The organism is Sphingomonas mali NBRC 15500 (assembly GCF_001598415.1).
In the GTDB taxonomy this organism is placed as follows: Bacteria; Pseudomonadota; Alphaproteobacteria; order Sphingomonadales; family Sphingomonadaceae; genus Sphingomonas; species Sphingomonas mali.
The window spans coordinates 19,171-41,591 of sequence record NZ_BCYX01000029.1 but is presented as its reverse complement, the minus strand read 5'-3'; the positions used below and the strand labels follow the sequence as shown (position 1 = coordinate 41,591).

The window sequence follows — 22,421 nt, the reverse complement described above, 5'->3', positions numbered from 1 at the left end:
AAAACTCCGCGCCTCCGCGCCTCCGCGTGAGCAGAATCTTCGCGCCTTCGCGTCTTTGCGTGAACCCAATCACGCCGCCCACCCGTTCTTCTCCATCCACGCCTGGCAGCTACCCTTCGCCAGGTCGCGGACGCGGCCGATATACGCCTGGCGCTCGGCGACCGAGATCACCCCGCGCGCGTTCAACAGGTTGAAGATGTGGCTCGCCTCGATCGCCTGTTCATAGGCCGGGATCGGCAATTTGTGGTCGAGGCAATTCTCGCACTCGGCCGCGGCCTTGCGGAACAGGTCGAACAAGGTGTCGGTGTCGGCGACTTCGAAGTTCCAGGTCGACATCTCGACCTCATTCTCATGGAACACGTCGCCATAGGTCAGCTGCGGCGTGTTGCCGACCGCGTCGTTATAGGCGAGGTCGTACACGCTGTCCTTGTTCTGGATATACGTCGCCAGCCGCTCGAGCCCATAGGTCAGCTCGCCCGCGACCGGCTTGCAGTCGAAGCCGCCCATCTGCTGGAAATAGGTGAACTGGGTCACTTCCATCCCGTCGCACCATACTTCCCAGCCCAGCCCCCAGGCGCCGAGCGTGGGCGATTCCCAATCGTCCTCGACGAAACGGATGTCGTGCTTGGTGAAATCGATGCCGATCGCCGCCAGGCTGCCGAGATAGAGATCCTGGAGATCGGGCGGGCTCGGCTTCAGGATCACCTGATACTGATAATAATGCTGCAGCCGGTTGGGGTTCTCGCCATAGCGGCCGTCGGTCGGGCGGCGGCACGGCTGGACGAAGGCGGCATTCCACGGATCGGGGCCGAGCGCGCGCAGGGTGGTCGCGGTGTGAAACGTCCCCGCGCCCATCCGCATGTCGTACGGCTGGAGGATCAGACAGCCGTGCTGGCTCCAATAATCATGGAGCGTCAGGATCATTCGCTGGAACGATAGAGGCTGGTCGGTCACGGCGCGGCTTTGGCCGAGCGCTTCGGGCCGGTCAAGAACCATGCTGCGCGCGCGAAGTCACGGCTTAGCGACTTTTTGTCAGGTGTTGTTGACATAGTCAGTGGACGCTGTCATTTAGTCATGGAAACCTGACATTCACCGGCACGTCGGGCGAGGAACGAGATGAAGAACCGCCTCAAGGTATTGAGAGCCGAGCGGAACTGGAGCCAAGCGGAGCTGGCCGGACGGCTCGACGTGTCGCGACAGGCGGTTAACGCGATCGAAACCAGCAAGTACGACCCGTCGCTGCCGCTCGCCTTCAAGATCGCCCGCTTGTTCGACTTGTCGATCGAGGAGATTTTCGATGATGGAGAGCGCCGTGGATAAGGAGGCGAATGCCGGGTTCGGCGCGCAGGCCGGCCGGATCGCAATGGTCGCGCTGGGTGGGTTCGGCGCCTTACTGGGCGCCGGCGTGATCACCGGCTTTATCGCCGCACACCAGCAACACGGCGGCGCGATGTCGGTCCGCGACCTGCTGATCCTGGCGGGCGCGGGTTTGTTCGTGCTCGGCTGCCTCTATGCCGGGTGGCGCGCGGGTCGATCGCTCCGGGCGGCCAGCGCCGTTGGCGGCCCACCGACGCCGCGCGAAGGTCGCTATCGTTTGGTCATGATCCTGGCCGCGTTGCTCGGCGGGGCGATCAGCCTGACCCTTGCCCTCCAGAACGACACGCTCACTGGCAATCCGCTGGAGCTTCTCGATGGCCCCTTGTCGCCGGGCGTCGCGATTGCCCTGGCGCTGCTGGTTGGCGTGCTGCTGCCGGCGCTGTCGCTCTACTGGCATTTGCACGCGATCGATGAGCAGGAAGCAGCCGCCTATAACAAAGGCGCGCTGTTCGCGATGTACGCTTACTGGGTCGGCGCGCCGGTCTGGTGGCTACTTTGGCGTGGCGGGCTGGTCGCCGCACCCGACGGCGTGCTGATCTATGTCGCGACCGCGGTCATCGCCACCGTCATCTGGTTCTGGGCCAAATATCGCTGACCGCGACCCATCCCGTTCGGGCGGCCCTTTCCGATCAGTCGCCGCCATCTATATGGAGATACTATGCTCGCTCTCTTCCGACGCGCTATCCGCGCGGCAGCCTTGGCGCTCGCCACCCTGTCCCCCTCCTTCGCGAGCGGACAGACAGCCCCTGCCCCAAGGCCGGCCCCGGCCGCGCCCGAGGTCAAGACGGTCGATGCCGATCCCGCTTTGTGGGTGGTGAAGGACAAGGACACGACGATCTATCTGTTCGGCACGATCCATGTGCTCAAGCCCGGGCTGAGTTGGTTCGATGACGGCGTGAAGAAGGCGTTCGACGCGAGCGACGAGCTGGTGCTCGAAATGGTCCAGCCCGATGCGGCCACGATGCAGAATATCGTGCTGAGCAAGGCATATAGCCTGACCGGACCCACCCTTATCGAGCGCCTACCGGAGGCAGATCGCCCCGTCTATCTGAACGCCATGACCAATCTGGGCATCCCACCGGCCGCGTTCGACCGCGCGCAGCCCTGGTTCGTCGCCACCAATCTGTCGCTGCTGCCGCTGATGAAGCTGGGCTATGATCCCAAGAGCGGTCCCGAAACCGTGCTGACCGCCGCCGCCGCGACCGAGAAGAAGGCGGTCGAGGGTCTCGAGACACCCGAGCAACAGATCGGCTATCTCGCCGGCCTGCCCGACAAGGTGCAATTGCAGTTCCTCGAATCGACGCTCAAGGATCTGCCCAAGACCGAAGAGACGATGAACGGCATGGTCGCCGCCTGGTCGCGCGGCGATCCCGTTGCGCTGGCCAAATATATGAACGACGGTCTCGACGATTCGCCTGAGCTCGCCAAGACCCTGCTGTTCGATCGCAACGCGCGCTGGGCGCAATGGATCAAGGCGCGGCTCGATAAGCCCGGCACCGTGTTCATCGCGGTCGGCGCAGGGCATCTGGCCGGCGACAAGAGCGTGATCCACCAGCTCAAGGCTTTGAAAATCAAGGCGGAACGGGTCGCCTACTGATGGCGAGCCGACGCCAGCGCCTTGCCGCGCTCGGCACCGTCCTGCTGGCACTCGCCGGGTGTGGTAAGCCGCCAATCGAGGCGCGGCCCGCGATGTGGCGCGTCAGCGACGGCGACACGACGATCTATCTGCTCGGCAGCATCCACTTGCTGCCCCCGAACATCGATTGGCGAACGCCGCTGATCGACCGCGCCATCGCCACATCCGACACGCTGGTGCTCGAAAGCTCCCCGGAAGAGTCGGTCGACTTTAGGGCAATGGCGCAAGGGGCAAATCTCAAGCCTGCAGGAGAACGTGTTTCCCCGGGGAAACGTTTACTCCTGGACGCCATGATCGCGCGGTCGGGGATCGCTCGCGAGACGCTGGACGGCTACAAGGATTGGGCTTTGGCAACCACGCTTGCGACCGGCGACGCGATTGCAGCCGGCGCCACGACGCGTCACGGTATCGAGGCGAAACTTTGGAGCGATTTCAAATCGACTGGGAAAACGCGACTGGCATTCTACCGTGCAAAGGAACAACTTGATCAACTCGACGTCCTTCCCGAAGCCGACCAAAGGAAAATGCTGGAAAACACATTATCGGGAAAAGAGAATTACGGGGAAACGCTGAGAGCCTGGACGAGCGGCGATGTTGCCTCGCTCGAAAAGACGGCGGAGTGCACGCCGCTGGAGGGGAAACTCGTCGGACAGCCCAACAATCGCTGGGCGCAATGGATCACCACGCGGATGAAACAGCCGGGTATTGTGCTGGTCGCGGTCGGGCTGGGTCACATGGCTGGACCGTACGCGCTGCCGAAACTGCTCGCCGCACGCGGACTGAAGGTCGAGCGGATCGAGTAGGCGGCGCGTTCAGGCCGACGCACAGCCGTTAATTATCGGCCGTTTTTCAGGCCTCCTTGTCGTCCCGCGCCTTGACGCCGTTCTGCCAGCCCTGCTGCCAGGCAAGCATGAACGCGCCCTTCTTGTAGGGTGAAACGGTCTCCGGCCTGCCCCGCTTGCCGGCGGCATAGCCTTCGCTCCATGCTTTATCCTGCGGGCCGGCCATCTATTCCTCCATGTTTCGACCGCCATCGGGCGGTCCTGAGGGCGGCGATAGGGGTTCGGGCGGACAAACTCAAACGAACCCGCGCAAGAACCTGCCCTTGCCTTCCCCTCCCCTTCCGGCTACAGGCGCGCGCTTCCGTGCATGGTCATCCCTGGAGGCGTGCGCGGAAATCCAAGCAAACCGCATATCGGAGATTACCATGAGCGACCAAATGACGCTCGCCGCCGAGACGCGCGACCGTGGAGGCAAGGGAGCCTCACGTGATCTGCGCCGCAATGGCCGCGTGCCCGCCGTTATCTACGGCAACAAGCAGGACCCCGTCTCGATCCACGTGGAAGAGAAGGAGCTGGTCCGCCAGCTGATGACCGGGCATTTCATGAATTCCGTCGTGATGATCGACGTTGACGGCAAGCCCACGCGGACCTTGCCCAAGGACGTCGCGTTCGACGTCGTCACCGATCGTCCGATCCATGTCGACTTCCTGCGCATCGGTGCGCACACCACGGTTCACGTCAACGTGCCGGTCGTGTTCACCGACGAGGAAGAGTCCAAGGGCATCAAGAAGGGTGGCGTGCTCAACGTCGTCCGTCACGAGCTCGAACTGGTGGTCGATTCCGCCGACATCCCCAGCGAGATCCAGATTTCGCTCGCGGGTCTCGACGTGGGCGACGCGATCCACATCTCGAACGTCAAGCTGCCCAAGGGCGCGACCTCGGCGATCGACGATCGCGACTTCACCATCGCCACGATCGTTGCGCCGTCGGCGATGAAGTCGGAAGCGGTCGAGCAGGCGGCTGAAGAAGCCGCGCAGGCCGAGGAAGCCTCTGCCGAGCATGCCGCCGAAGCCGAAGCCGAAGCCGAGGAAACCCCGGCTGCCGAGGGCGACGCCGAGTAAGCGTCTGCTTCTTTGCCGAATTGAAAGGGGGCGCCGGATCCGCTGGATCGGGCGCCCCTTTCATGTCTAGGGATATTTCATGCAACTCTGGGTCGGCCTCGGAAATCCCGGCGCGCAATATGCGATGCACCGGCACAATGTCGGCTTCATGGCGGTCGACGCGATCGCCGAGGTGCAAGGCTTTGGCCCGGTCAAGAAGCAGTTCCAGGGCTGGACGCAGGAAGGCCGGATCGGGTCGGATAAGATCCTGTTGCTCAAGCCCGCGACCTTCATGAACGACAGCGGCCGTTCGGTCGGTGAGGCGATGCGCTTCTACAAACTCGAGCCAGAAGACGTGACCGTGTTCTATGACGAACTCGACCTCGATCCGTTCAAGGTACGGGTGAAGCGCGGTGGAGGTGCTGCTGGGCATAATGGCATCCGATCGACCATTCAGCATATCGGCGACGCCTTCCGCCGGGTCAGGATCGGCATCGGCCATCCCGGGCATAAGGATCGGGTGACCGGCCATGTCCTTGGAAACTATTCCAAAAGCGAGATCGAGCCGTTGAGCGATCTGCTCGGCGCGTTGGCCGCGGAGGCCGATTGGCTGGCCAAGGGCGACGACGCGCGGTTCATGAACGATATCGCGCTGCGGTTGCAGGACTAGAATCGTTTTCGATCAGCTTTAGCCGTCATGCCGGACTTGTTCCGGCATCCAAGGTGCCACACGGCTAGCTTCCGTGACGGAGAGTTGGACCCCGGCACCAGGCCGAGGTGACGTTCGGCTTGGTCGCATTCCACTCTAGAAAGCAGCCACTGCCGGTTCGAGGTCGAATCCATCCAATATTAAGGCAGGCCTGCTCGCCTATCGCGCCGCTCGAGTTCCAGGGAGAGTGAGTCGTGAAGCCTGCGTTTGTGCTGAGTGCGCTGGTGAGCGGCCTGCTGATCGGCGGTATGCTGATTACTACATCGGCTGGCGTCCCGCCCGTAGCCGCGACGGCGGCGGTGGCCGACCGATAGAGTGTCTGTTTCAGCAAAGCTGAAACGGTTGCGGCACCGGCCCGCTCAGCGAAGCTGAAAACGACTCTGGACGCTTGCATCGCCGCGCGCTGCGTGCTTCGCCCGGCCGCGTGACCAGCCGCGATCTCTTCGCCACCCGCTTCTATGACGCTCCGCTCGGCAACGACGCGCTGATCGTAGAGCTCACCGACGCCTGCCGCGACCTCGCCGAGCAGGATCGCGCCGGGCGCAATTGGTCGAAGGAGCATGGCTATCGCGGCTATACGTCCTACGCCTCGCTCAACGATTTGCCGCTGCGCGACCCGCGTTTCGCCGATCTGGTCAAGCTGCTCGACCGCCACGTCGCGGCCTTCGCCAAGGAGTGCGGATTCGAGCTCGGCAAGAAGCTCAGGCTCGACAGCCTGTGGGTCAACGTCCTCAAGCCCGGCGGCACGCATTCCGGGCACATCCACCCGCATTCGATCGTGTCGGGCACCATCTATGTCGCGGTGCCGCCGGGATCGGGCGCGCTCAAGCTCGAGGATCCGCGCTTGCCGCTGATGATGGCGGCGCCGTCGCGACCCGGTACGTTCGTCTATGCCGAACCGAGCGAAGGCAGCGTCTTTCTGTGGGAAAGCTGGCTCCGCCACGAAGTCATGCCCAACGCCGCCAAGCAGGACCGGATCAGCATCAGCTTCAACTATCGCTGATCGCGCGATAGAGTCTTTTGCAGCTACGCTGAGACGGTACCGGCCCACTCCCCCACCCGGCCGCCCATAGAATACGCTGTTGGGCGGCCGGGTGGGGGAGTGGGCCGGTACCGCAACCGTTTCAGCTTTGCTGAAACAGAGTCTAGACTGCCTGCATGACGATCGATCGACGCACGATGCTGGGCGCGACGGCTGCGGCGACGATGTTGCCGACTGCCGCACTGAGCGCGAAAAAAGGAGCGACCATGTACGGCATGCTGGGACGGATGAAGGCAGTGCCGGGCAAGCGCGACGACCTGCTCGCGCTATTGCTCGACAGCTCGGGCAGCATGCCCGGGTGCCTGAGCTATATCGTTGCCAAGGATGCGAAGGACGCCGACGCGATCTGGATCACTGAAGCGTGGGACAGCAAGGACCATCACGACGCCTCGCTGAAACTTCCCCAGGTCCAGGCGGCGATCGCCAAGGCGCGGCCGTTGATCGCGGGGTTCGATTCCAGCGCGGAGACCGAGCCGGTCGGCGGCATCGGCCTGGCGTCCGCCCCGAAGGGCTGATCAGAAAGCGAACCGCGCGGAGGCCGTCGCGACGGGGTTGAGACCGAAACCGCCGTCGCGCACGCCAGTGGCGCTCCAGCGGCCCGGCCGCGTCGGCATGATCGCCCGATCGCTGAGCGCGCCGCCTTCGAGGCCCAGGACGAGCCCCTTCGACACCTCGCGATCATAGCCCAAAATCATGGCGGGCGTGGAGCGGCGGAACCCGCGCGACAAGCTGCGTCCGCCACGCGTCATATGCGGGTCGTAGAGGACGCCGCCGGTCGCCTGTTCGGCCGCGATCCAGAAATTTGGTCGCGCGAAATAGCGCGTGCCGACCGACAGGCGGATTCCAGATCGCTCGGTCGGGTAGAGATCGATCATGCCGCCGATGAAGCGCGGACGGACCATCTCGTCCAACGGCGTATAGCCGCCGCGATAGACGATCTGTGGCCCCAGGCGGGGCGATCTGGTGGGCAGCAGCCCCAGCCTCACCCGCGCGACGATTTTCGATGCGGGTTTTTGCGCCTCCGATTGGGTGTTACGGGCGTGCGCCGGCTGAAAGGTGCACGCCAGCGCGCCGATCACGAAACCGGCACAGATCGCCCTGATGACCATCATTTTTCCCCTCGAAGCGCCGCCCGTTTTCCCCCCGGCCGGCGCTTCATTCATGGAGAGTGTCATGCCCTTGGTCCGGACGCAACTTATCAATATCGCTCCCATTTGCAGATCGGAAAAAGCAGTTAGCGCAGCCCGAGGTGCGTGCGCGAAGCGCCTCGTTTTGGCCGACGTTCCACCAGACTCCCCGATGAACCGCCGGGCCAGCGCCGATTAAGGAACGCGGCGATATGATCGTCAGTTCGGGTGGGCATCGAGTGGAGTATGGATGCCGTGAACAAGATCATTTTCAGCCGCCGCCGGCTTGCGACTGCCGCGACCATCGCGCTCGCCACCGCTCTGTCGGCCTGCGGCAAAGGCAGTGATCAGCAGATGATGGCGGCGGCCCCGCCGGCGCTTCCCGCGACCTTGCCGCTCGACGCCAGTCCATCGACCGCCTGGCCGACCGCGCCCGAAGTCGCGGCACTGCCCGAAGCAAAGCCGGTGCGTACCGTTCGCGTCGCCAATCCGCGCGATTATTACGGCTATGCCGACGCTGCTTACGATTATCAGCGCGTGCTGAGCGACGCCCCACCCGATTATTATTTCGATTATGACGGCACCGATCCCTGGGCGTGGGAAGGCTATGACCAATCGGTCGTCTTCCTCGAGCCGGTCGATGACGGCTATCGCTATTATTATTACCGCCCGGGCGCCGACGAACCCTATTTCGTCCGCGATCCCTATTATGGCTATGGCTATGACAACGGCCAATTGGCGGTGGTCTATGACAGCTATGGCGCGGTCGTGCCTTATTCGGATTACGGCGCGCGGCTCGATTATGCCGGCCGATATCTGGCGCGCGGACGCGACCTCTATATGGCGTCGCGGCGTGATGACCGGCGCGCGGTCAGCGCGGCCAATTGGGCGGCACGTAGCGCTGCGATTTCCGCAATGCAGGCGCGTTGGTATGCGGTTCGTGATCGCCAGCCGCAATGGCGCGACTATAGCAGCCGCGTGAGCCCGACTCAGGCCAATTACTGGCGCGAGGAGAGCGTCCGCCGCCAGGCCGACGCCCGCCGTTTCGCGGCCTGGCGCAACGATTCGTTCCGCAGCCCACCGCCGCCGCGCGCCATCCCCGCGACCTGGACGTCGGCAAGCTGGGCGCGCGACCAGAAGCGCTTTCTACCGGCCAAAGACGATCGCGAGCGCTTGGCCGCCAATGCCCAACCCAATCGTGGCATGCCCAACATGCCGCAGGGCCTGTTCGGCAATCGCCAGCGGGTCGAGCCGGGCAACCAGCCCGCAAATGTCGTCGCGCCGCAAGCCAACGACCCACGCCGTCAGGCGATCATCGCTGCCCGAGAGCAACAGCGTCCAGGCATGGGGCCGATGCGCGCAATTCGCGAGCCGCAGGGCAACGCCCCCGCCGGCCGCTTCGCGCCAAGGCCGCAGGGACAGCCCAATCCGCCGCGCCTTGTGGGTCCCCACGGCAATCCCGACCGCGCCCAACTAGCGACTATGCGCGGCGATCATGGGATGCGGGGCAATGGCCCGCGCTTCGGGGCGCAACCCCAGCCGCAACCGCGTGTCGCAACGCCTAGACCGCAGCCCCAGTTCGGCCGCGGTGGCGGGCGCCCGCAAATGGCCGCGCCGCGTCCAGAACCGCGCGCGGCAGCACCGCGCTTCCAGCCGCGCTTCAACGGCGGCAACGAGCGCCCGCGCTTCCAGGCCCCGCGCCCGCAACCGCAAATCGCCGCGCCTCGGCCGCAGGCGCCCCGGTTTGGCGGGGGCGGCAATGGCGGGATGCGCCCGGCACCGCAAATGAGCCGGCCCGCATTCCAGCCTCGCGCCCCGCAAATGGCCCGACCAGCACCGCAAATGGCTCGCCCGGCACCGCCGCCACGCGCCGCCGCGCCAGCCGCGCCAAGGGGCGGTGGCGGCAATGGCCGCGGCGGCGGCGATCACAAGCACTAGACGTCTCTTGACTTGAACACCGGTGGCGGCCCGAGCAATTGCTCGGGCCGTTGCTCGTGTTCAACATCGCCCAATCCTTGCCAGCGCGTGGCCGGGCGAGTAGGCGCCGGGCCTTCCCCCGAAAGCTTGAGGACGAACTACATGGGTTTCCGTTGCGGCATTGTCGGCCTTCCCAATGTCGGCAAGTCGACCTTGTTCAACGCGCTGACGGAGACGGCAGCGGCGCAGGCGGCGAATTATCCGTTCTGCACGATCGAACCGAATGTGGGCAATGTGGCCGTGCCCGATCCGCGGCTGGATAAGCTCGCGGCGATCGCCGGCTCGGCCAAGATCATCGAAACCCAGCTCGCCTTCGTCGACATCGCCGGCCTGGTCCGCGGCGCATCGAAGGGCGAAGGCCTGGGCAATCAGTTCCTCGGCAACATCCGTGAAGTCGATGCGGTCGTCCACGTGCTACGCTGTTTCGAGGATGGCGACGTCACCCATGTCGAAGGCAAGATCGACCCGATCGCCGATGCCGAGACGGTCGAAACCGAATTGATGCTCTCCGACCTGGAGAGTCTCGAAAAGCGCGTGCCCAATTTCGCCAAGAAGGCCGCGCAGGGCGACAAGGAAGCGAAGATCGCAGCCAGTGTGCTGGGCCAGGCGCTCGACCTGCTGCGCGACGGCAAGCCGGCGCGGCTGACCCAGCCCAGGGATGCCGAGGAAGCGCGCGTGTTCTCGCAGGCGCAATTGCTGACCGCCAAGCCGGTCCTCTACGTCTGCAACGTCGAGGAAGCCAACGCCGCCCATGGCAATGCGCATTCGGCGCGCGTGTTCGAAAAGGCCAAGGCCGAAGGCGCCGAGGCAGTGATCGTCTCCGCCGCGATCGAGGCGGAGATCGCGACCATGCCGGCCGAGGATCGCGGCGAGTTCCTGGCCGAACTGGGGCTTGAGGAAACCGGTCTCGCCCGCGTCATCCGCGCCGGGTACAAGCTGCTCCATCTCCTCACCTTCTTCACCGTCGGCCCGAAGGAAGCGCGCGCCTGGACCGTCCATGCTGGCGCCACCGCGCCCGAAGCCGCCGGCGAGATCCACACCGACTTCGAAAAAGGCTTCATCCGCGCCGAGACGATCGCCTACGACGACTACGTCGCCCTGGGCGGCGAGAGCCGCGCGCGCGAAGCCGGCAAGCTACGCGCAGAGGGCAAGGCGTACGTCGTCCATGATGGCGACGTGATGCACTTCCTCCACAGCTGACGCGGCGTCGGAACGATGTGCATCGAATATAAAACACCTCCCCGGCGAAGGCCGGGGCCCAGTCGCGATGCTCTCTCAGCGAGCAGACGCCATCTCCCCGCCACCGAAACTGGGCCCCGGCCTTCGCCGGGGAGGGATGTCGACTAGACGGATCACTCTAGCTCTGCCGGCCCGCCTCGAACGCCCGCAGGATCGGGCAGGGTCCGGCCTCCGAACTCGCGCAGTCACGCGCCAGTCGCGAGAGCGCGGCCCGCGCCTCCTGCATTTCGGCGATCTTGGCATCGAGCGCGGCGATCCGCTCGGTCGCGAGCGCCCGCGCCCGGGCGCGATCGTCGGTCGCGTCGAGTTCGAGCAATTCGGCGATCTGGTCGAGCGTGAAGCCGGCGCCCTGCGCCGCGCGGATGAAGCGTAGCCGCTGCACATCCGTCGTATCGTAGCGGCGGACACCGCCATAAAATCCGTCGCGAGGCGGCTCCTCCAACAGGCCGCGGCGTTGATAATAGCGGATGGTCTCGACGCCGACCCCGCCCGCCGCGGCCAATTTACCGATCGTCATTCCAGCCATGCTTGACTCCGTACCACGGTACGGAACCTATATGGGATGCATCATGGAAAACGCAAAGCGCGCGACGCTCTATCGCATGGTCATGCCCGAGCATGTCTGCCCCTATGGCCTCAAATCCAAATGGCTGCTCGAATCGTACGGCTACCAGGTCGACGATCACTGGCTGCGGACGCGCGAGGAGACGGACGCGTTCAAGGCCGAGCATAACGTCGCCACGACGCCGCAGACGGTCATCCATGGCCAGCGGATCGGCGGCAATGACGATTTGCGCGCATTCTTCGGCAAGCACGTGCCGACCAAGGACGAGACCAGCTATCGTCCCGTCATCGCCCTATTCGCGATGACTGCGCTGATGGCGCTGGCCGCCAGCCAGGCGGCGATGGGGTCGCCGTTCACGATCATGGCGGGCGAATGGTTCATCGCCTTCAGCATGGGCGTGCTGGCGATCCTGAAGCTGCAGGATATCGAACGCTTCTCGACCATGTTCCTCAATTACGATCTGCTGGCGCGGCGCTGGGTGCCCTATGCCTATATCTATCCCTTTGCCGAGGCGCTGGCAGGCGTCCTGATGATCGCCGGCAGCGCCAAGTGGCTGTCGATTCCCGTCGCGTTGTTCATCGGCGACGTCGGTGCGGTGTCGGTGTTCAAGGCGGTCTATATCGACAAGCGTCAGCTGAAATGCGCCTGCGTCGGCGGATCGAGCAACGTCCCGCTCGGCTTCGTGTCGTTGACGGAGAACCTGATGATGGTCGCGATGGCGATCTGGATGCTGGCGCGCTAAGGTCGACCGATGCTGTTGCGATTGATCCTTGCCCTCATGCTTGCGTTCGGCGCACCGGCCATGCCGGCCGCGGCGCATGAGGGGATGGAGGGGATGGAGCCGATGGCGATGGCCGGGCACCGGATGCCCGACCCGCAGCCCAAGGCGCCCATGGTCCAGCAGCATCTTTGCATCGGCTGCGTGCCGATGGGCGACTGGTACGCCGTGCGGGTGCGGCCGCCGGTCTCGCTGCCCGCTCCCGAACCGATCTCGCGAATCATGGCCCTGCGCATGATGCCCGGCGAGGCGCCGATTCCGCCTCCGCCGAGGAACGGGTGAAGCCCCCGACGCTTCCCCCATTCCACGGAGATTTCCGATGATCAGTACCAAATGGTTCGTGGCCGCCGCGGCGGTCGCGATGCTGCCTGGCATGGCAGCCGGCCAGAGCATGGCCGGCATGCAGATGCCCGGCATGAAGATGCCCGCCAAGCCGACGGCGAAGCCCAAGCCAAAACCCAAGTCCAAACCCAAGCGCGGCTCGGTCGCGAAACACAAAACGCCCGTGCGCGCGGGCGCGCCGCGCAATGCTTCAAAGGCGCCTGCCCCCGCGCCGGAACCGATGCGGACCGAGGCCATGCCGGGGATGGAGATGGGGACGCCCGCCCCCGCCTCTCCACCGTCGACATCGCCAATGCCGCAGGCGATGCCCGGAATGGACATGTCGAGCCCGCAGGCGCCGCCCCAGTCGCCTCCCGCAGGCCCAACGCCATCCGGCCAGGCGCCGGCCGCGATGCCGGGCATGACCATGCCGATGCCCCAGTCGGGTACGCCGTCAGGCAATGACCGATCCGCGGCTGCGATGCCGGGGATGGACATGTCGGGCGCGCCGTCCGCCTTCGCAACCGGATCGGGCACCTCGCGCCTGCCGGGGGCGGAAGGCGGGATGCACGGCCTTCACCTCGCCAGCGGCGACTGGATGGTGATGCTCCACGGCTATGTCTGGGGCGCCTATACCGATCAGTCGGGACCGCGTGGCCGCGACGAGGCGTTCGTGACCTCGATGGCGATGATCGAAGCGCAGCGCGATCTCGGTGGTGCGCGGCTGACGTTGCGGTCGATGCTCAGCCTGGAGCCGTTGATGGGCGCGAAGGGCTATCCGAGCCTGCTGGCGACCGGGGAGACCGCCAATGGCGTGACCTCCCTGGTCGATCGCCAGCATCCGCATGACCTGTTCATGGAGCTCGCGGCGCGAGTCGACGTGCCGCTGGGCAAGGGGATCACCGGGTTCGTCTATGGCGGGCCGGTCGCCGAGCCGGCCCTGGGACCATCGGCGTTCATGCATCGCCGATCGGCCAAATATCTGCCGCTCGCGCCGATCACGCATCACTGGTTCGACAGCACGCACATCACCTATGGCGTCGTCACGACCGGGCTCAATGGCGATCATTGGCAGATCGAGGGGTCGGCGTTCCGCGGGCGCGAGCCGGACCAGCATCGCTGGGACATCGAAACCCCCAAGCTCGATTCGTGGAGCGTGCGCGCGACGTGGAACCCGTCGCCTTACTGGTCCGCCCAGGCCAGCTACGGACGGTTAAAGAGCCCCGAAGCGCTCGAGCCGGACGTCGATGAAGCGCGAACCACGGCGAGCGTGCAATATGCGCGCGGCGGCTTTTCCGCGCTGGCGGGATTTGCGGTCAAGAACCGCTTGCCCGGGCGATCGCTGACTGCGTGGCTGGGCGAGGCGAATTGGGACATCGACGATCACCACACTGTGTTCGGTCGGGTCGAGAACCTGACCAACGATGAGCTGTTCCCCGACCCGCAGGATCCGTTCCACGACCGTCCCTTTCGCGTGACGCGCGCCGAGTTCGGTTATGCCTATCGGCTCAAGTTGATCGGGCCGCTGGAGGCGGCCATCGGTGGCAGCGGGTTCCTGATCGCCAAGCCGGCGGCGCTCGATGCGGCTTATGGCAAGTCGCCGGCGGGCTGGACCGGATTCGTCAAGCTCAGCTTGGGCGGGTAGATCGCGCGGGAAAGTGGATTCCGACTTCCGCACTGCGACACCAATGATGAAGCGGAGAGCGTGATTAGAACCACGCTCTCCGCTTCAGCTTGCGCGTGAAACCGCGGCCCGCCATGGCGGGGGCGGATCGACCAAGGAGTCGTTGATGCGCTGGATTGCCCGGGCCGCCCTTCTCGCCGCCGCTATTGCGTTGCCGGCATATGCGGGGGCGTCGCCACCGCCGCAAAGCGCAGCAAGCACCCTTCCCACGCCGGTTGCCGAAGCCGAGGCCAAGGCGCCGGTCACCATCCTGGTCTCGATCGACGGCTTCCGCGCCGACTATCTCGATCGCGGCGTGACACCCAATCTCAGCGCGCTTGCCGCCGCCGGCATCAGCGGCGCGATGCGGCCGAGCTATCCGTCCAAGACGTTCCCCAATCACTGGACCTTGGTCACCGGACTGCGCCCCGACCGTACCGGCATCGTCGCCAACAAGATGCTCGACGCATCGCGACCGGGCGACACCTTCACCATGGCGTCGGACGACCCGTTCTGGTGGAACGCCGCGGAGCCCATCTGGGTCACCGCGGAAAAGGCCGGGATCCGCACCGCGACCGCCTTCTGGCCGGGATCGAACGTCGCCTGGGGCGGCGAGCGATCGAAGGACTGGCCCAACCCGATGACCGGGGGCACGCGGCCGCACGATTGGCTGCAATTCAACCAGGCGCTGAGCGACCGCCAGCGCGTCGACAGCGTCGTCGACTGGCTGCGCCGCCCGGCTGAGACGCGCCCGCGCTTCGTCACGCTCTATTTCGACGAGGTCGATACCGCGGGCCATGAATATGGCCCGGACGACCAACGCACGACCGATGCGGCGGCCAGTGCCGACAAGGCGATCGGACGGCTGCGCGAGGAACTCGCCAAGCTGGGCCAGCCGGCCAATTTCGTCATCGTCGCCGATCACGGCATGGCGGCGATCTCCCAAGACCGGCTGATCGTGCTCGATACGTTCAGCAATCCCGACGATTATGACGTGGTCGAGGACGGGGTGTACGCCTCGATCAATCCCAAGCCGGGCAAGCAGGCGGCGGTCGAGAAGGCGCTGCTCGGCGCACACGGCCCGCACCTCAATTGTTATCGCAAGGCCGAGGTGCCGGAGCGCCTCCATTATGGGAAGAACCCGCGCGTGCCGGCCATCCTCTGCCTGCCCGATGCGGGCTGGACGGTCGTCGTCCACCCGCCCAAGCGCAAGGTCGAGGGCGGCGCACATGGCTATGACAATGACGCGCCGGAGATGCGGGCGCTGTTCATCGCCAGCGGCCCGGCGATCAAGCCGATCGGCAGGATTCCGACCTTCGACAATGTCGACGTCGCGCCGTTGCTGCGCGACCTGATCGGGCTGCCGCCGGGACAGGGGCTGGATGGCGACGACGTACCGTTCCGGGGAGCATTGGGAAAATGAGCGACGACCTCAAATATTTCGAGGATCTGGTGGTCGGCACCAAAGCGAGCTTCGGCCGCTACGAAGTGACGCGCGAAGAAGTGGTCGAGTTCGCCACCAAATACGACCCCCAGCCCTTCCATCTGTCCGACGAGGCGGCCGCGCAGACCCATTTCGGACGATTGTCGGCGAGCGGCTGGCATACCGCGGCGATGGCAATGCGGATGACGGTCGAGAATATGAAGGGCCAGCGCTCGGCTGGCCTCGGATCACCGGGAATCGACGAATTGCGCTGGCTGAAGCCGGTCTATCCGGGCGACACATTGCGCTGCGAGACGGAATTGCTCGACAAGCGCGTGTCGCGGAGCCGCCCGGAAATGGGCATCACCAAGGGCCGCACCACGGTGTTCAACCAGCATGACGAAGCGGTCATGACCTTCGTCGCCAACGGGCTGATCCGGACGCGGCCCCAGGAGAATTGATATTAGTGGCCGCGATGGCGCCCGTCGCCGCCATTGCCGCGTCGACCATCGTTACCGCGCCAACCTCCGTTGCCGCCGCCATTGCCACGCCAGCGATAGCCGTCGTTGCCGCCTGTCCGCGGACCGCGCTGGAAGCCGCGCCATTCGTCGCTTCGACCCGACCCCCGCCATTGCGAGCCGCGGTTCTGCCAGTAGCGCTGCTGGTTGCTGTCCCAACGATGCGGACGGCGATAGCGATCGTAGACGTAATAGCCTGTGCCGGGGTAATAATAGCCCCCGTACCATCCGTAATATGGCGTGCCATATCCGCCGTCGTAGAAATCGCTGTAATAGTCGCCGTAATAGCCAGGTGAGCCATAGCCGATACTGACGCCGCTATAGCCATAGCCATCATCGACGCAGCCGCCGAGCGAGAGCAGCGACGCCGCACCCAACATCATGATGCCGATCTTCATTGAAACGTCTCCATACACCGGAGCCGCGGCAAAAAACGCGCCGCTGCCACTAGGCGATAAAACGATTCGGAGGCGAAATCAGTTCCGAGGGGCAGAGGTCGCATCGCTTTTTTGCGGAAACCGGTGCCCACTTTTCCGCGCGATGCTCCAGGGCCGTTTCAGCCCAATCGGACCGGTCAATGCCCTTCGAAGGCGAACAATGAGGTGACCTTCACGCCGTCGCCTGCCAGCGCGGCGGCACCGCCGAGGTCTGGCAGGTCGATGACGAACTGGACCTGGTCGACCACCGCGCCGGCCTTGCGCAGCAAGCGGATTGCGGCGCGTGCCGTGCCGCCGGTGGCGATCAGATCGTCGACCAGCAATACGCGCTGGCCGGGCACCAGCGCATCCTCGTGCATGGTGATGCGGTCGGTGCCGTATTCGAGCGCATAGTCCTCCGCGATCGTCACGCCGGGCAGCTTGCCGTCCTTGCGGATCAGCAGCACGCCGGCGTTGAGCGGCACGGCGAGCGCGGCGGCGAACAGGAAACCGCGCGCTTCGATTCCAGCCACGAGGTCGACCGGGCCGTCGACGGCCGCCGCCATGCGCCTGATGGTTTCGGCCAGCCCCTGCGCGTCGAGCAATAGGGTCGTGATGTCACGGAACATGATCCCGGGCTTGGGGAAGTCCGGGATCGTGCGGATCAGTGCCTTGAGGTCATCATTGGCGTGGGTCATCGCGAACTCCGCCCGATGGATGACGAAACGAAGGGGGGCGGCGGAGCCGTTTTAAAACGTCAAGCGCCGCGCCCGATCAATGCTTCACGTCGCGCCAGATGTTCCGGTACGCGCCGAACGCCAGCAGGCTCGAGAACAGCAGGAAGATGACCGCCATGAAGCCATATTGGTGCCGCGTCTCCAGATTGGGGTCTGCGGTCCACACCAGGAAAGCGGCAACGTCGCGCGCCATATTGTCGACCGTGGGCTTGGTGCCGTCGGAATATTGCACCTGGCCTTCCGACCTGAGCGGCGGCGGCATCGCGATGTTGAGGTTCGCGAAATACGGATTGAAGTGCAGCCCGGTCGGCGTCTTGGCCTCGGGGAATTCCTTCAACAACGCCGCGGGCTGATCCTGATAGCCGGTCAGCAGCGAATAGACATAGTCGGCACCGCCATGGCGGGCGCGAGTCATGTAGCTGAGGTCGGGCGGGATCGCGTTGTTGTTGGCGGCGCGCGCCGCGATGTCGTTGGCGAACGCCAGCGGGAAATGGTCGGCCGGCACGCCCTTGCGGGTCGCGGCCTCACCCGTGTCCGGATTGATCGACGGAATGTTGTCGAAGCCGGCCGCGATCGCCTTCACCTGGCCTTCGCTGTAGCCGAGCCCAGTGAGATCGCGGAACGCGACGTACTTGAGCGAATGGCACGCCGAGCAGACTTCCTTATAGACTTGGAAGCCGCGCTGCAGCTGCTGTTTGTCGAACTTGCCGAACACGCCCGCCGAGCTCAGCCCCGCATTGCGCGGATGCTTGTGGAACTCGGTCTCCGCCGACTTCGGCGCGCCCGTCCAGATCTTGGGCGTGCTGTCGGACGCGACGCCCCACACGGTGATGACCAGTGCGATCGCGAGCACGCCCGCAAACGCCAACCCGACCAAAGCTGCAATCCAGCGAACCATCTGTCTTATATCCCCTATAGCTCGCTCAGTGCGCCAGCGCGGTTTCGGCCGGGTTCGTCCCGCCCTTGCCCGCGAGCACCGCTTCGGTGATCGAATTCGGCAGCGCCACCGGCCGCTCCGTCCGCGAAATCCACGGCAGGACCACCAGGAAGTGCAGGAAGTAATAAGCCGAGCAGACCTGTGCGACGATCACGTAGAACGGGTCGGCGGGCGAACCGCCGCAATAGCCCAGGATCAGCACGTCGACGACGAGCAACCAGAAGGCGATACGTGCCTTCGGACGATAATTGTTCGAGCGGATCGGCGACGAATCGAGCCACGGCAGGAAGAACAGCAGCAGGATCGACCCGAACATCGCGAGCACGCCCCACAGCTTGGCCGGCAGGATGAAGTCCGAGGTGAACGAGCGCAGGATCGCGTAGAACGGCCAGAAATACCATTCGGGAACGATGTGCGCCGGCGTCTGCAACGGATTCGCCGCGATGTAATTGTCCGGGTGGCCGAGCATGTCCGGGAAGAAGAACACCAACGCCGCGAACAGCAGCAGGAAGACGCCCAGCCCGAAACCGTCCTTCGCCGTATAATAAGGATGGAACGGTACCGTGTCCTGCTCGCCCTTGACGTCGACGCCGGTCGGATTGCCCGAGCCCGGAATGTGCAGCGCCCAGATGTGCAGGATGATCACCGCCGCGATTACGAACGGCAGCAGATAATGGAGCGAGAAGAAGCGGTTGAGCGCGGCGTCGTCCGGGGCATAGCCGCCGAGCAGCCACACGCGGATCGTCTCGCCGACCCCTGGGATCGCGGAGAAGAAGCCGGTGATGACCTGCGCGCCCCAGAAGCTCATCTGGCCCCAGGGAAGCACGTAGCCCATGAACGCAGTCGCCATCATCAGCAGGAAGATGACCACGCCGAGCAGCCACACCATCTCGCGCGGCGCCTTGTACGATCCGTAATACAGACCGCGGAAAATGTGGATGTAGACGACGATGAAGAACATCGACGCGCCGTTGGCGTGCGCATAGCGCAGGAACCAGCCGGCATTGACGTCGCGCATGATCGTGCCGTTGATCGACGAGAAAGCGGTCGCGGCGTCCGAGTGATAATGCATCGCCAGCACGATGCCGGTGACGATCTGGATCGCCAGCGCGGCGCCGGCGAGCACGCCGAAATTCCAGAAATAATTGAGGTTGCGCGGCACCGGATAGCCGGCGCCCACCGCATTGTACGCCAGGCGCGGCAGCGGCAGCTTCTCGTCGAGCCAGCGCATGAATGGCTGCTTCGGCTCGTAATGATTGGCCCAGGGGAAACTCATCTTCTTCTACCCCTTTAACCGACCAGGATCGCGGTCGGCGACGTGAACTTGTAGGGCGGCACGGCGAGATTCTTCGGCGCCGGTCCCTGACGAATGCGCCCGGCCGTGTCGTATTGCGAGCCGTGGCACGGGCAGAAATATCCGCCGAACTTGCCGCGATTGTCGCCCTCGTTGATGCCGAGCGGGATGCAGCCCAGATGGGTGCAGACGCCCAAGGTAATCAGCCAGTTCTCATGCCCCGGCTGGGTGCGCTTCTCGAGCGTTTCGGGATCGCGCAGTTCGGACAGCGGAACCGCATTGGCCTCGGCGACTTCCTTCGGCGTCAGGTTGCGCACGAACAAAGGCTGCTTGCGGAACGTCGTGATGACGCCCTGGCCCGGCTGGATCTTCGACAGGTCGACCGTGGTGGTCGATTCGGCGAGAACGTCGGCCGACGGGCTCATCTGGTTGACCAGCGGAATGAGCACCGCGACCGCGCCGGCGGTGGCGGGAAACGCCACGGCGGCAATGTTCAGGAAGTCGCGGCGACGCGGATCGCTCACGCTATCGGGCGACTCACCCTCCGGAATCACATCGTCAACGGTCGCCATTCACCTGCCCTTGCACTTCAAATCCGGCGGCGGAACGCTCGGGGAACCGGCCTTGAGGAGGCCGCGCGCCCGCCAGAACCCTTCCGTCCCCACGGAAGTTGCGCGCCTGATAGACACGGGCATGCCGCTTTGCCAACGGCTTTTTATGCGCATCGCCCTTCACCAGCCCGACATTGCCGGAAACGTCGGCACCATCTTGCGACTGGCCGCCTGCCTGGACGTGCCCGTCGACCTTATCGAACCGATGGGATTCGCCTTTTCCGACCGAGCCTTGATGCGCGCCGGAATGGACTATGCCGCGCAGGCAGAGGTGACGCGCCACGCCGACTGGCCGGCATTCGAAGCGGGCATCACGGGCCGCATCGTCCTTTTGTCCACCCAGGGCGCGGTGCGCCTTGACGCCGCCGAATTCCGGCCGAACGATATTTTGCTGCTGGGGTCGGAAAGCGCTGGCGTGCCGCAATCGGTTCACGATCGCGCCGATCTGCGGGTCATGATTCCGATGCGGCCGGGCTTTCGGTCCTTGAACGTTGCGGTTTCCGCCGCCATCGCGCTCGGTGAAGCATTACGACAGACGAAGGGATGGCCCGAATGAAGGAGCTGGACGTCGAACAGGCGACCGCGAGACAGTGGTTCGAGCAGCTCCGCGACCTGATCTGCGCCGAATTCGAATCGATCGAGCGCGAGGCGGGTTCCGACGCGCGATTCGACTATATCGCGTGGAACCGAGTCGATCCGTCGGGCGCCGATGGCGGTGGCGGCGTGCGCGGCGTGATGAAGGGCAAGGTGTTCGAGAAAGTCGGCGTCAACGTCTCGACGGTGGGCGGTGCGTTCGACGGCGAATTCGGCAAGACCATTCATGGCGCGGCCGAGGATCCGACCTTCTTCGCCACCGGGATCAGCCTGGTCGCCCACATGGCCAACCCGCACGTCCCGGCGGTGCACATGAACACGCGCTTCCTGGTCACGACCAAGCGCTGGTTCGGCGGCGGCGCCGACCTCAACCCGCCCTTGCCGGTGGCGGCGGACACCGCCGATTTCCACGAGACGCTCAAGGCGGCCTGCGATCGCCATGATCCGGCGCATTATCCGCGCTTCAAGCAATGGGCCGACGATTATTTCTACATCCCGCACCGCAAGGTGCATCGCGGCGTCGGCGGCATTTTCTACGATCATCTCGAAGGCGATTTCGCCGCCAATTTCGCCTTCACCCAGGATGTCGGGCGCGCCTTCCTGGACGCGTTTCCGCGGATCGTGCGGCGGCGGATGGGCGACGCCTTCACCGATGCCGACATCGCCGCGATGCGCGAGTGGCGCGGCCGCTACGCCGAATTCAACCTGGTCTATGATCGCGGGACGCTGTTCGGGCTCAAGACGGGCGGCAACATCGATGCCATTCTGATGAGCCTGCCGCCGGTCGCTACCTGGTCCTAGAGCGTGATGACGTGAGTCATCACGCTTTAAGCCGGCGATACGCCGCGACCTGAACCAGCGCCATGGCGATCCCGCCCAGTCCGGTGATCGTCGCGGCGATCATGTCGACGATCGTGCGCGCGATCGGATTGGGCGCGTGAACCACCATCCAGGCATCGACCTGCTCGAACGGCCAGGTCGCGATCGTCATCGCCAGGATCACCGTCATCACCGCCGCGGCGAGCGCGAGCGTGTGGCCGCGCGTCAAATGGAGGCTGCGAGTAATCGCCCCCAGCGCCCCCACCGGGGCTTCGGCCAGCAAGGTCGGCGCCAGCACGATCGTCCGCGCCAGCACCCAGAAGACGATCACGAAAAACGCGGCCATCAGCAGCGGCAGTGCCTGCGCCAGCAACAGGGCGGCCGCGATCGGTACGGCGATGATCAGCCCCGCGAGCAGCAACAACGGATAACGCCGCGCCGCGGCGATCAGTGCCTTGCTCGCCGGCGGCTGGTCGCCTGCCAGATACAAGGCGACGATCGCGAATTGGCCGAACAGCACGACCGCCTGCGCGGCGATCTGCCAGCCGCCATAGTTGAGCATCCATTGCGTGAGGCCCTGTTCATAGGCCGCCATCGTCACCGAGCCCGGCACGGCTTCGCCTGCCGCGGGCGGCGACGGCATGTCGGGGATGAACATCGCCATCGCCAGCGCGGGCAGGAATACGAACAACCCCGCCACCGCCGTCAGCACTTCCCAATCGCGCCGCCACAATCGCCAGGCATCGCGCATCAAAG

General features: G+C 65.0%; 27 protein-coding genes. 17 read left to right on the top strand and 10 right to left on the bottom strand.

Annotation, left to right across the window (positions count from 1 at the left end; genetic code table 11):
* Positions 1 to 69 precede the first annotated feature (69 nt).
* Positions 70 to 924, bottom strand: coding sequence for a glycine--tRNA ligase subunit alpha (locus tag SMA01S_RS17800; RefSeq protein WP_066825524.1), 855 nt, complete (start codon positions 922 to 924; stop codon positions 70 to 72).
* Between the two features lie 192 nt (positions 925 to 1,116).
* Between SMA01S_RS17800 and SMA01S_RS17795 the strand changes: the two genes are divergently transcribed.
* From SMA01S_RS17795 to SMA01S_RS17780, 4 genes are all read left to right on the top strand, one after another.
* Positions 1,117 to 1,320, top strand: coding sequence for a helix-turn-helix transcriptional regulator (locus tag SMA01S_RS17795; RefSeq protein WP_066825492.1), 204 nt, complete (start codon positions 1,117 to 1,119; stop codon positions 1,318 to 1,320).
* A complete protein-coding gene (locus tag SMA01S_RS17790; protein WP_157094021.1) occupies positions 1,313 to 1,972 on the top strand; it encodes a hypothetical protein in 660 nt (219 codons plus the stop codon). The genes SMA01S_RS17795 and SMA01S_RS17790 overlap by 8 nt, the downstream gene beginning before the upstream one ends.
* Positions 1,973 to 2,035: 63 nt before the next feature.
* Positions 2,036 to 2,974, top strand: a complete 939-nt coding sequence (locus tag SMA01S_RS17785; protein WP_066825484.1) for a TraB/GumN family protein — start codon at positions 2,036 to 2,038, stop codon at positions 2,972 to 2,974.
* A gap of 92 nt (positions 2,975 to 3,066) precedes the next feature.
* A complete protein-coding gene (locus SMA01S_RS17780) occupies positions 3,067 to 3,816 on the top strand; it encodes a TraB/GumN family protein (protein WP_169804264.1) in 750 nt (249 codons plus the stop codon).
* A 46-nt stretch (positions 3,817 to 3,862) separates the two neighbouring features.
* Here SMA01S_RS17780 and SMA01S_RS24675 read toward each other — a convergent pair whose 3' ends face one another.
* Complete coding sequence (locus SMA01S_RS24675; protein ID WP_157094020.1) at positions 3,863 to 4,021, bottom strand: ribosome modulation factor; 159 nt, start codon at positions 4,019 to 4,021, stop codon at positions 3,863 to 3,865.
* 199 nt (positions 4,022 to 4,220) lie between these two features.
* On the opposite strand from SMA01S_RS24675, the gene SMA01S_RS17775 reads away from it, so the two are divergent.
* From SMA01S_RS17775 to SMA01S_RS17760, 4 genes are all read left to right on the top strand, one after another.
* Complete coding sequence (locus SMA01S_RS17775; RefSeq protein WP_066825479.1) at positions 4,221 to 4,916, top strand: 50S ribosomal protein L25/general stress protein Ctc; 696 nt, start codon at positions 4,221 to 4,223, stop codon at positions 4,914 to 4,916.
* A 79-nt stretch (positions 4,917 to 4,995) separates the two neighbouring features.
* Positions 4,996 to 5,565: an aminoacyl-tRNA hydrolase gene (gene pth / locus SMA01S_RS17770; RefSeq protein ID WP_066825477.1), complete on the top strand. Its 570-nt coding sequence runs from the start codon at positions 4,996 to 4,998 to the stop codon at positions 5,563 to 5,565.
* Between the two features lie 463 nt (positions 5,566 to 6,028).
* Positions 6,029 to 6,607, top strand: coding sequence for a TIGR02466 family protein (locus SMA01S_RS17765; RefSeq protein ID WP_084250407.1), 579 nt, complete (start codon positions 6,029 to 6,031; stop codon positions 6,605 to 6,607).
* A 155-nt stretch (positions 6,608 to 6,762) separates the two neighbouring features.
* Positions 6,763 to 7,161 (top strand): putative quinol monooxygenase, encoded by a 399-nt coding sequence (locus tag SMA01S_RS17760; RefSeq protein WP_066825475.1) that lies wholly within the window; start codon positions 6,763 to 6,765, stop codon positions 7,159 to 7,161.
* Here SMA01S_RS17760 and SMA01S_RS17755 read toward each other — a convergent pair whose 3' ends face one another.
* Complete coding sequence (locus SMA01S_RS17755) at positions 7,162 to 7,758, bottom strand: hypothetical protein (protein WP_066825472.1); 597 nt, start codon at positions 7,756 to 7,758, stop codon at positions 7,162 to 7,164. It lies immediately after the preceding gene.
* Positions 7,759 to 8,028: 270 nt separating this feature from the next.
* On the opposite strand from SMA01S_RS17755, the gene SMA01S_RS17750 reads away from it, so the two are divergent.
* Together SMA01S_RS17750 and ychF are read left to right on the top strand one after the other, a co-directional pair.
* Positions 8,029 to 9,711, top strand: a complete 1,683-nt coding sequence (locus SMA01S_RS17750) for a hypothetical protein (protein WP_157094018.1) — start codon at positions 8,029 to 8,031, stop codon at positions 9,709 to 9,711.
* A 141-nt stretch (positions 9,712 to 9,852) separates the two neighbouring features.
* Positions 9,853 to 10,950 (top strand): redox-regulated ATPase YchF, encoded by a 1,098-nt coding sequence (gene ychF / locus SMA01S_RS17745; RefSeq protein WP_066825466.1) that lies wholly within the window; start codon positions 9,853 to 9,855, stop codon positions 10,948 to 10,950.
* Positions 10,951 to 11,107: 157 nt separating this feature from the next.
* Here ychF and SMA01S_RS17740 read toward each other — a convergent pair whose 3' ends face one another.
* Positions 11,108 to 11,515, bottom strand: a complete 408-nt coding sequence (locus SMA01S_RS17740; RefSeq protein ID WP_066825457.1) for a MerR family transcriptional regulator — start codon at positions 11,513 to 11,515, stop codon at positions 11,108 to 11,110.
* Positions 11,516 to 11,558: 43 nt separating this feature from the next.
* On the opposite strand from SMA01S_RS17740, the gene SMA01S_RS24885 reads away from it, so the two are divergent.
* The 5 genes from SMA01S_RS24885 (at position 11,559) to SMA01S_RS17715 (ending at position 16,200) form a co-directional block, all read left to right on the top strand.
* Complete coding sequence (locus SMA01S_RS24885) at positions 11,559 to 12,296, top strand: glutaredoxin family protein (RefSeq protein WP_174543166.1); 738 nt, start codon at positions 11,559 to 11,561, stop codon at positions 12,294 to 12,296.
* Positions 12,297 to 12,305: 9 nt separating this feature from the next.
* A complete protein-coding gene (locus SMA01S_RS17730; RefSeq protein WP_066825454.1) occupies positions 12,306 to 12,614 on the top strand; it encodes a hypothetical protein in 309 nt (102 codons plus the stop codon).
* Positions 12,615 to 12,651: 37 nt separating this feature from the next.
* Positions 12,652 to 14,298: a hypothetical protein gene (locus SMA01S_RS17725; protein WP_245649322.1), complete on the top strand. Its 1,647-nt coding sequence runs from the start codon at positions 12,652 to 12,654 to the stop codon at positions 14,296 to 14,298.
* Between the two features lie 145 nt (positions 14,299 to 14,443).
* Positions 14,444 to 15,739, top strand: coding sequence for an alkaline phosphatase family protein (locus SMA01S_RS17720; protein WP_066825452.1), 1,296 nt, complete (start codon positions 14,444 to 14,446; stop codon positions 15,737 to 15,739).
* Complete coding sequence (locus SMA01S_RS17715) at positions 15,736 to 16,200, top strand: MaoC family dehydratase (RefSeq protein WP_066825449.1); 465 nt, start codon at positions 15,736 to 15,738, stop codon at positions 16,198 to 16,200. Before SMA01S_RS17720 ends, SMA01S_RS17715 begins: the two co-directional genes overlap by 4 nt.
* Positions 16,201 to 16,202: 2 nt before the next feature.
* On the opposite strand, the gene SMA01S_RS17710 is transcribed toward SMA01S_RS17715, so the two are convergent.
* The 5 genes from SMA01S_RS17710 to petA all read right to left on the bottom strand — a co-directional run bounded on the left by SMA01S_RS17710 (position 16,203) and on the right by petA (position 20,213).
* The gene (locus SMA01S_RS17710) at positions 16,203 to 16,655 is read right to left on the bottom strand and encodes a hypothetical protein (protein ID WP_066825446.1); all 453 of its coding nucleotides are present in this window, start codon (positions 16,653 to 16,655) and stop codon (positions 16,203 to 16,205) included.
* A 176-nt stretch (positions 16,656 to 16,831) separates the two neighbouring features.
* On the bottom strand, positions 16,832 to 17,371 hold the full coding sequence (locus SMA01S_RS17705; protein ID WP_066825444.1) for an adenine phosphoribosyltransferase: 540 nt from the start codon (positions 17,369 to 17,371) through the stop codon (positions 16,832 to 16,834).
* Between the two features lie 76 nt (positions 17,372 to 17,447).
* Entirely contained in the window at positions 17,448 to 18,308 is an 861-nt protein-coding gene (locus SMA01S_RS17700; RefSeq protein WP_066825439.1) for a cytochrome c1, read from the bottom strand.
* Between the two features lie 25 nt (positions 18,309 to 18,333).
* Positions 18,334 to 19,623, bottom strand: a complete 1,290-nt coding sequence (locus tag SMA01S_RS17695; RefSeq protein WP_066825437.1) for a cytochrome b — start codon at positions 19,621 to 19,623, stop codon at positions 18,334 to 18,336.
* Between the two features lie 14 nt (positions 19,624 to 19,637).
* Positions 19,638 to 20,213, bottom strand: a complete 576-nt coding sequence (gene petA / locus SMA01S_RS17690; RefSeq protein ID WP_066825435.1) for a ubiquinol-cytochrome c reductase iron-sulfur subunit — start codon at positions 20,211 to 20,213, stop codon at positions 19,638 to 19,640.
* 145 nt (positions 20,214 to 20,358) lie between these two features.
* Between petA and SMA01S_RS17685 the strand changes: the two genes are divergently transcribed.
* Together SMA01S_RS17685 and hemF are read left to right on the top strand one after the other, a co-directional pair.
* Entirely contained in the window at positions 20,359 to 20,808 is a 450-nt protein-coding gene (locus tag SMA01S_RS17685) for a tRNA (cytidine(34)-2'-O)-methyltransferase (RefSeq protein ID WP_066825433.1), read from the top strand.
* Positions 20,805 to 21,647, top strand: a complete 843-nt coding sequence (gene hemF / locus SMA01S_RS17680) for an oxygen-dependent coproporphyrinogen oxidase (protein ID WP_066825430.1) — start codon at positions 20,805 to 20,807, stop codon at positions 21,645 to 21,647. Before SMA01S_RS17685 ends, hemF begins: the two co-directional genes overlap by 4 nt.
* Before the next feature lie 19 nt (positions 21,648 to 21,666).
* On the opposite strand, the gene SMA01S_RS17675 is transcribed toward hemF, so the two are convergent.
* Positions 21,667 to 22,416, bottom strand: a complete 750-nt coding sequence (locus SMA01S_RS17675; RefSeq protein ID WP_066825428.1) for a hypothetical protein — start codon at positions 22,414 to 22,416, stop codon at positions 21,667 to 21,669.
* Positions 22,417 to 22,421 lie beyond the last annotated feature (5 nt).

Excerpts from the sequence above, each read along its gene's own strand:
- SMA01S_RS24675 (WP_157094020.1), bottom strand. The coding sequence starts at position 4,021 with ATGGCCGGCCCGCAGGATAAAGCATGGAGCGAAGGCTATGCCGCCGGC.
- SMA01S_RS17675 (WP_066825428.1), bottom strand. The coding sequence starts at position 22,416 with ATGCGCGATGCCTGGCGATTGTGGCGGCGCGATTGGGAAGTGCTGACG.
- petA (WP_066825435.1), bottom strand. The coding sequence starts at position 20,213 with ATGGCGACCGTTGACGATGTGATTCCGGAGGGTGAGTCGCCCGATAGC.
- SMA01S_RS17775 (WP_066825479.1), top strand. The coding sequence starts at position 4,221 with ATGAGCGACCAAATGACGCTCGCCGCCGAGACGCGCGACCGTGGAGGC.
- SMA01S_RS17740 (WP_066825457.1), bottom strand. The coding sequence starts at position 11,515 with ATGGCTGGAATGACGATCGGTAAATTGGCCGCGGCGGGCGGGGTCGGC.
- SMA01S_RS17700 (WP_066825439.1), bottom strand. The coding sequence starts at position 18,308 with ATGGTTCGCTGGATTGCAGCTTTGGTCGGGTTGGCGTTTGCGGGCGTG.
- SMA01S_RS17800 (WP_066825524.1), bottom strand. The coding sequence starts at position 924 with ATGATCCTGACGCTCCATGATTATTGGAGCCAGCACGGCTGTCTGATC.
- SMA01S_RS17685 (WP_066825433.1), top strand. The coding sequence starts at position 20,359 with ATGCGCATCGCCCTTCACCAGCCCGACATTGCCGGAAACGTCGGCACC.
- SMA01S_RS17785 (WP_066825484.1), top strand. The coding sequence starts at position 2,036 with ATGCTCGCTCTCTTCCGACGCGCTATCCGCGCGGCAGCCTTGGCGCTC.
- hemF (WP_066825430.1), top strand. The coding sequence starts at position 20,805 with ATGAAGGAGCTGGACGTCGAACAGGCGACCGCGAGACAGTGGTTCGAG.
- SMA01S_RS17760 (WP_066825475.1), top strand. The coding sequence starts at position 6,763 with ATGACGATCGATCGACGCACGATGCTGGGCGCGACGGCTGCGGCGACG.
- SMA01S_RS17705 (WP_066825444.1), bottom strand. The coding sequence starts at position 17,371 with ATGACCCACGCCAATGATGACCTCAAGGCACTGATCCGCACGATCCCG.
- SMA01S_RS17780 (WP_169804264.1), top strand. The coding sequence starts at position 3,067 with ATGTGGCGCGTCAGCGACGGCGACACGACGATCTATCTGCTCGGCAGC.
- SMA01S_RS17795 (WP_066825492.1), top strand. The coding sequence starts at position 1,117 with ATGAAGAACCGCCTCAAGGTATTGAGAGCCGAGCGGAACTGGAGCCAA.
- SMA01S_RS17730 (WP_066825454.1), top strand. The coding sequence starts at position 12,306 with ATGCTGTTGCGATTGATCCTTGCCCTCATGCTTGCGTTCGGCGCACCG.
- SMA01S_RS24885 (WP_174543166.1), top strand. The coding sequence starts at position 11,559 with ATGGAAAACGCAAAGCGCGCGACGCTCTATCGCATGGTCATGCCCGAG.
- SMA01S_RS17725 (WP_245649322.1), top strand. The coding sequence starts at position 12,652 with ATGATCAGTACCAAATGGTTCGTGGCCGCCGCGGCGGTCGCGATGCTG.
- SMA01S_RS17720 (WP_066825452.1), top strand. The coding sequence starts at position 14,444 with ATGCGCTGGATTGCCCGGGCCGCCCTTCTCGCCGCCGCTATTGCGTTG.
- SMA01S_RS17755 (WP_066825472.1), bottom strand. The coding sequence starts at position 7,758 with ATGATGGTCATCAGGGCGATCTGTGCCGGTTTCGTGATCGGCGCGCTG.
- ychF (WP_066825466.1), top strand. The coding sequence starts at position 9,853 with ATGGGTTTCCGTTGCGGCATTGTCGGCCTTCCCAATGTCGGCAAGTCG.
- SMA01S_RS17695 (WP_066825437.1), bottom strand. The coding sequence starts at position 19,623 with ATGAGTTTCCCCTGGGCCAATCATTACGAGCCGAAGCAGCCATTCATG.
- SMA01S_RS17715 (WP_066825449.1), top strand. The coding sequence starts at position 15,736 with ATGAGCGACGACCTCAAATATTTCGAGGATCTGGTGGTCGGCACCAAA.
- pth (WP_066825477.1), top strand. The coding sequence starts at position 4,996 with ATGCAACTCTGGGTCGGCCTCGGAAATCCCGGCGCGCAATATGCGATG.
- SMA01S_RS17710 (WP_066825446.1), bottom strand. The coding sequence starts at position 16,655 with ATGAAGATCGGCATCATGATGTTGGGTGCGGCGTCGCTGCTCTCGCTC.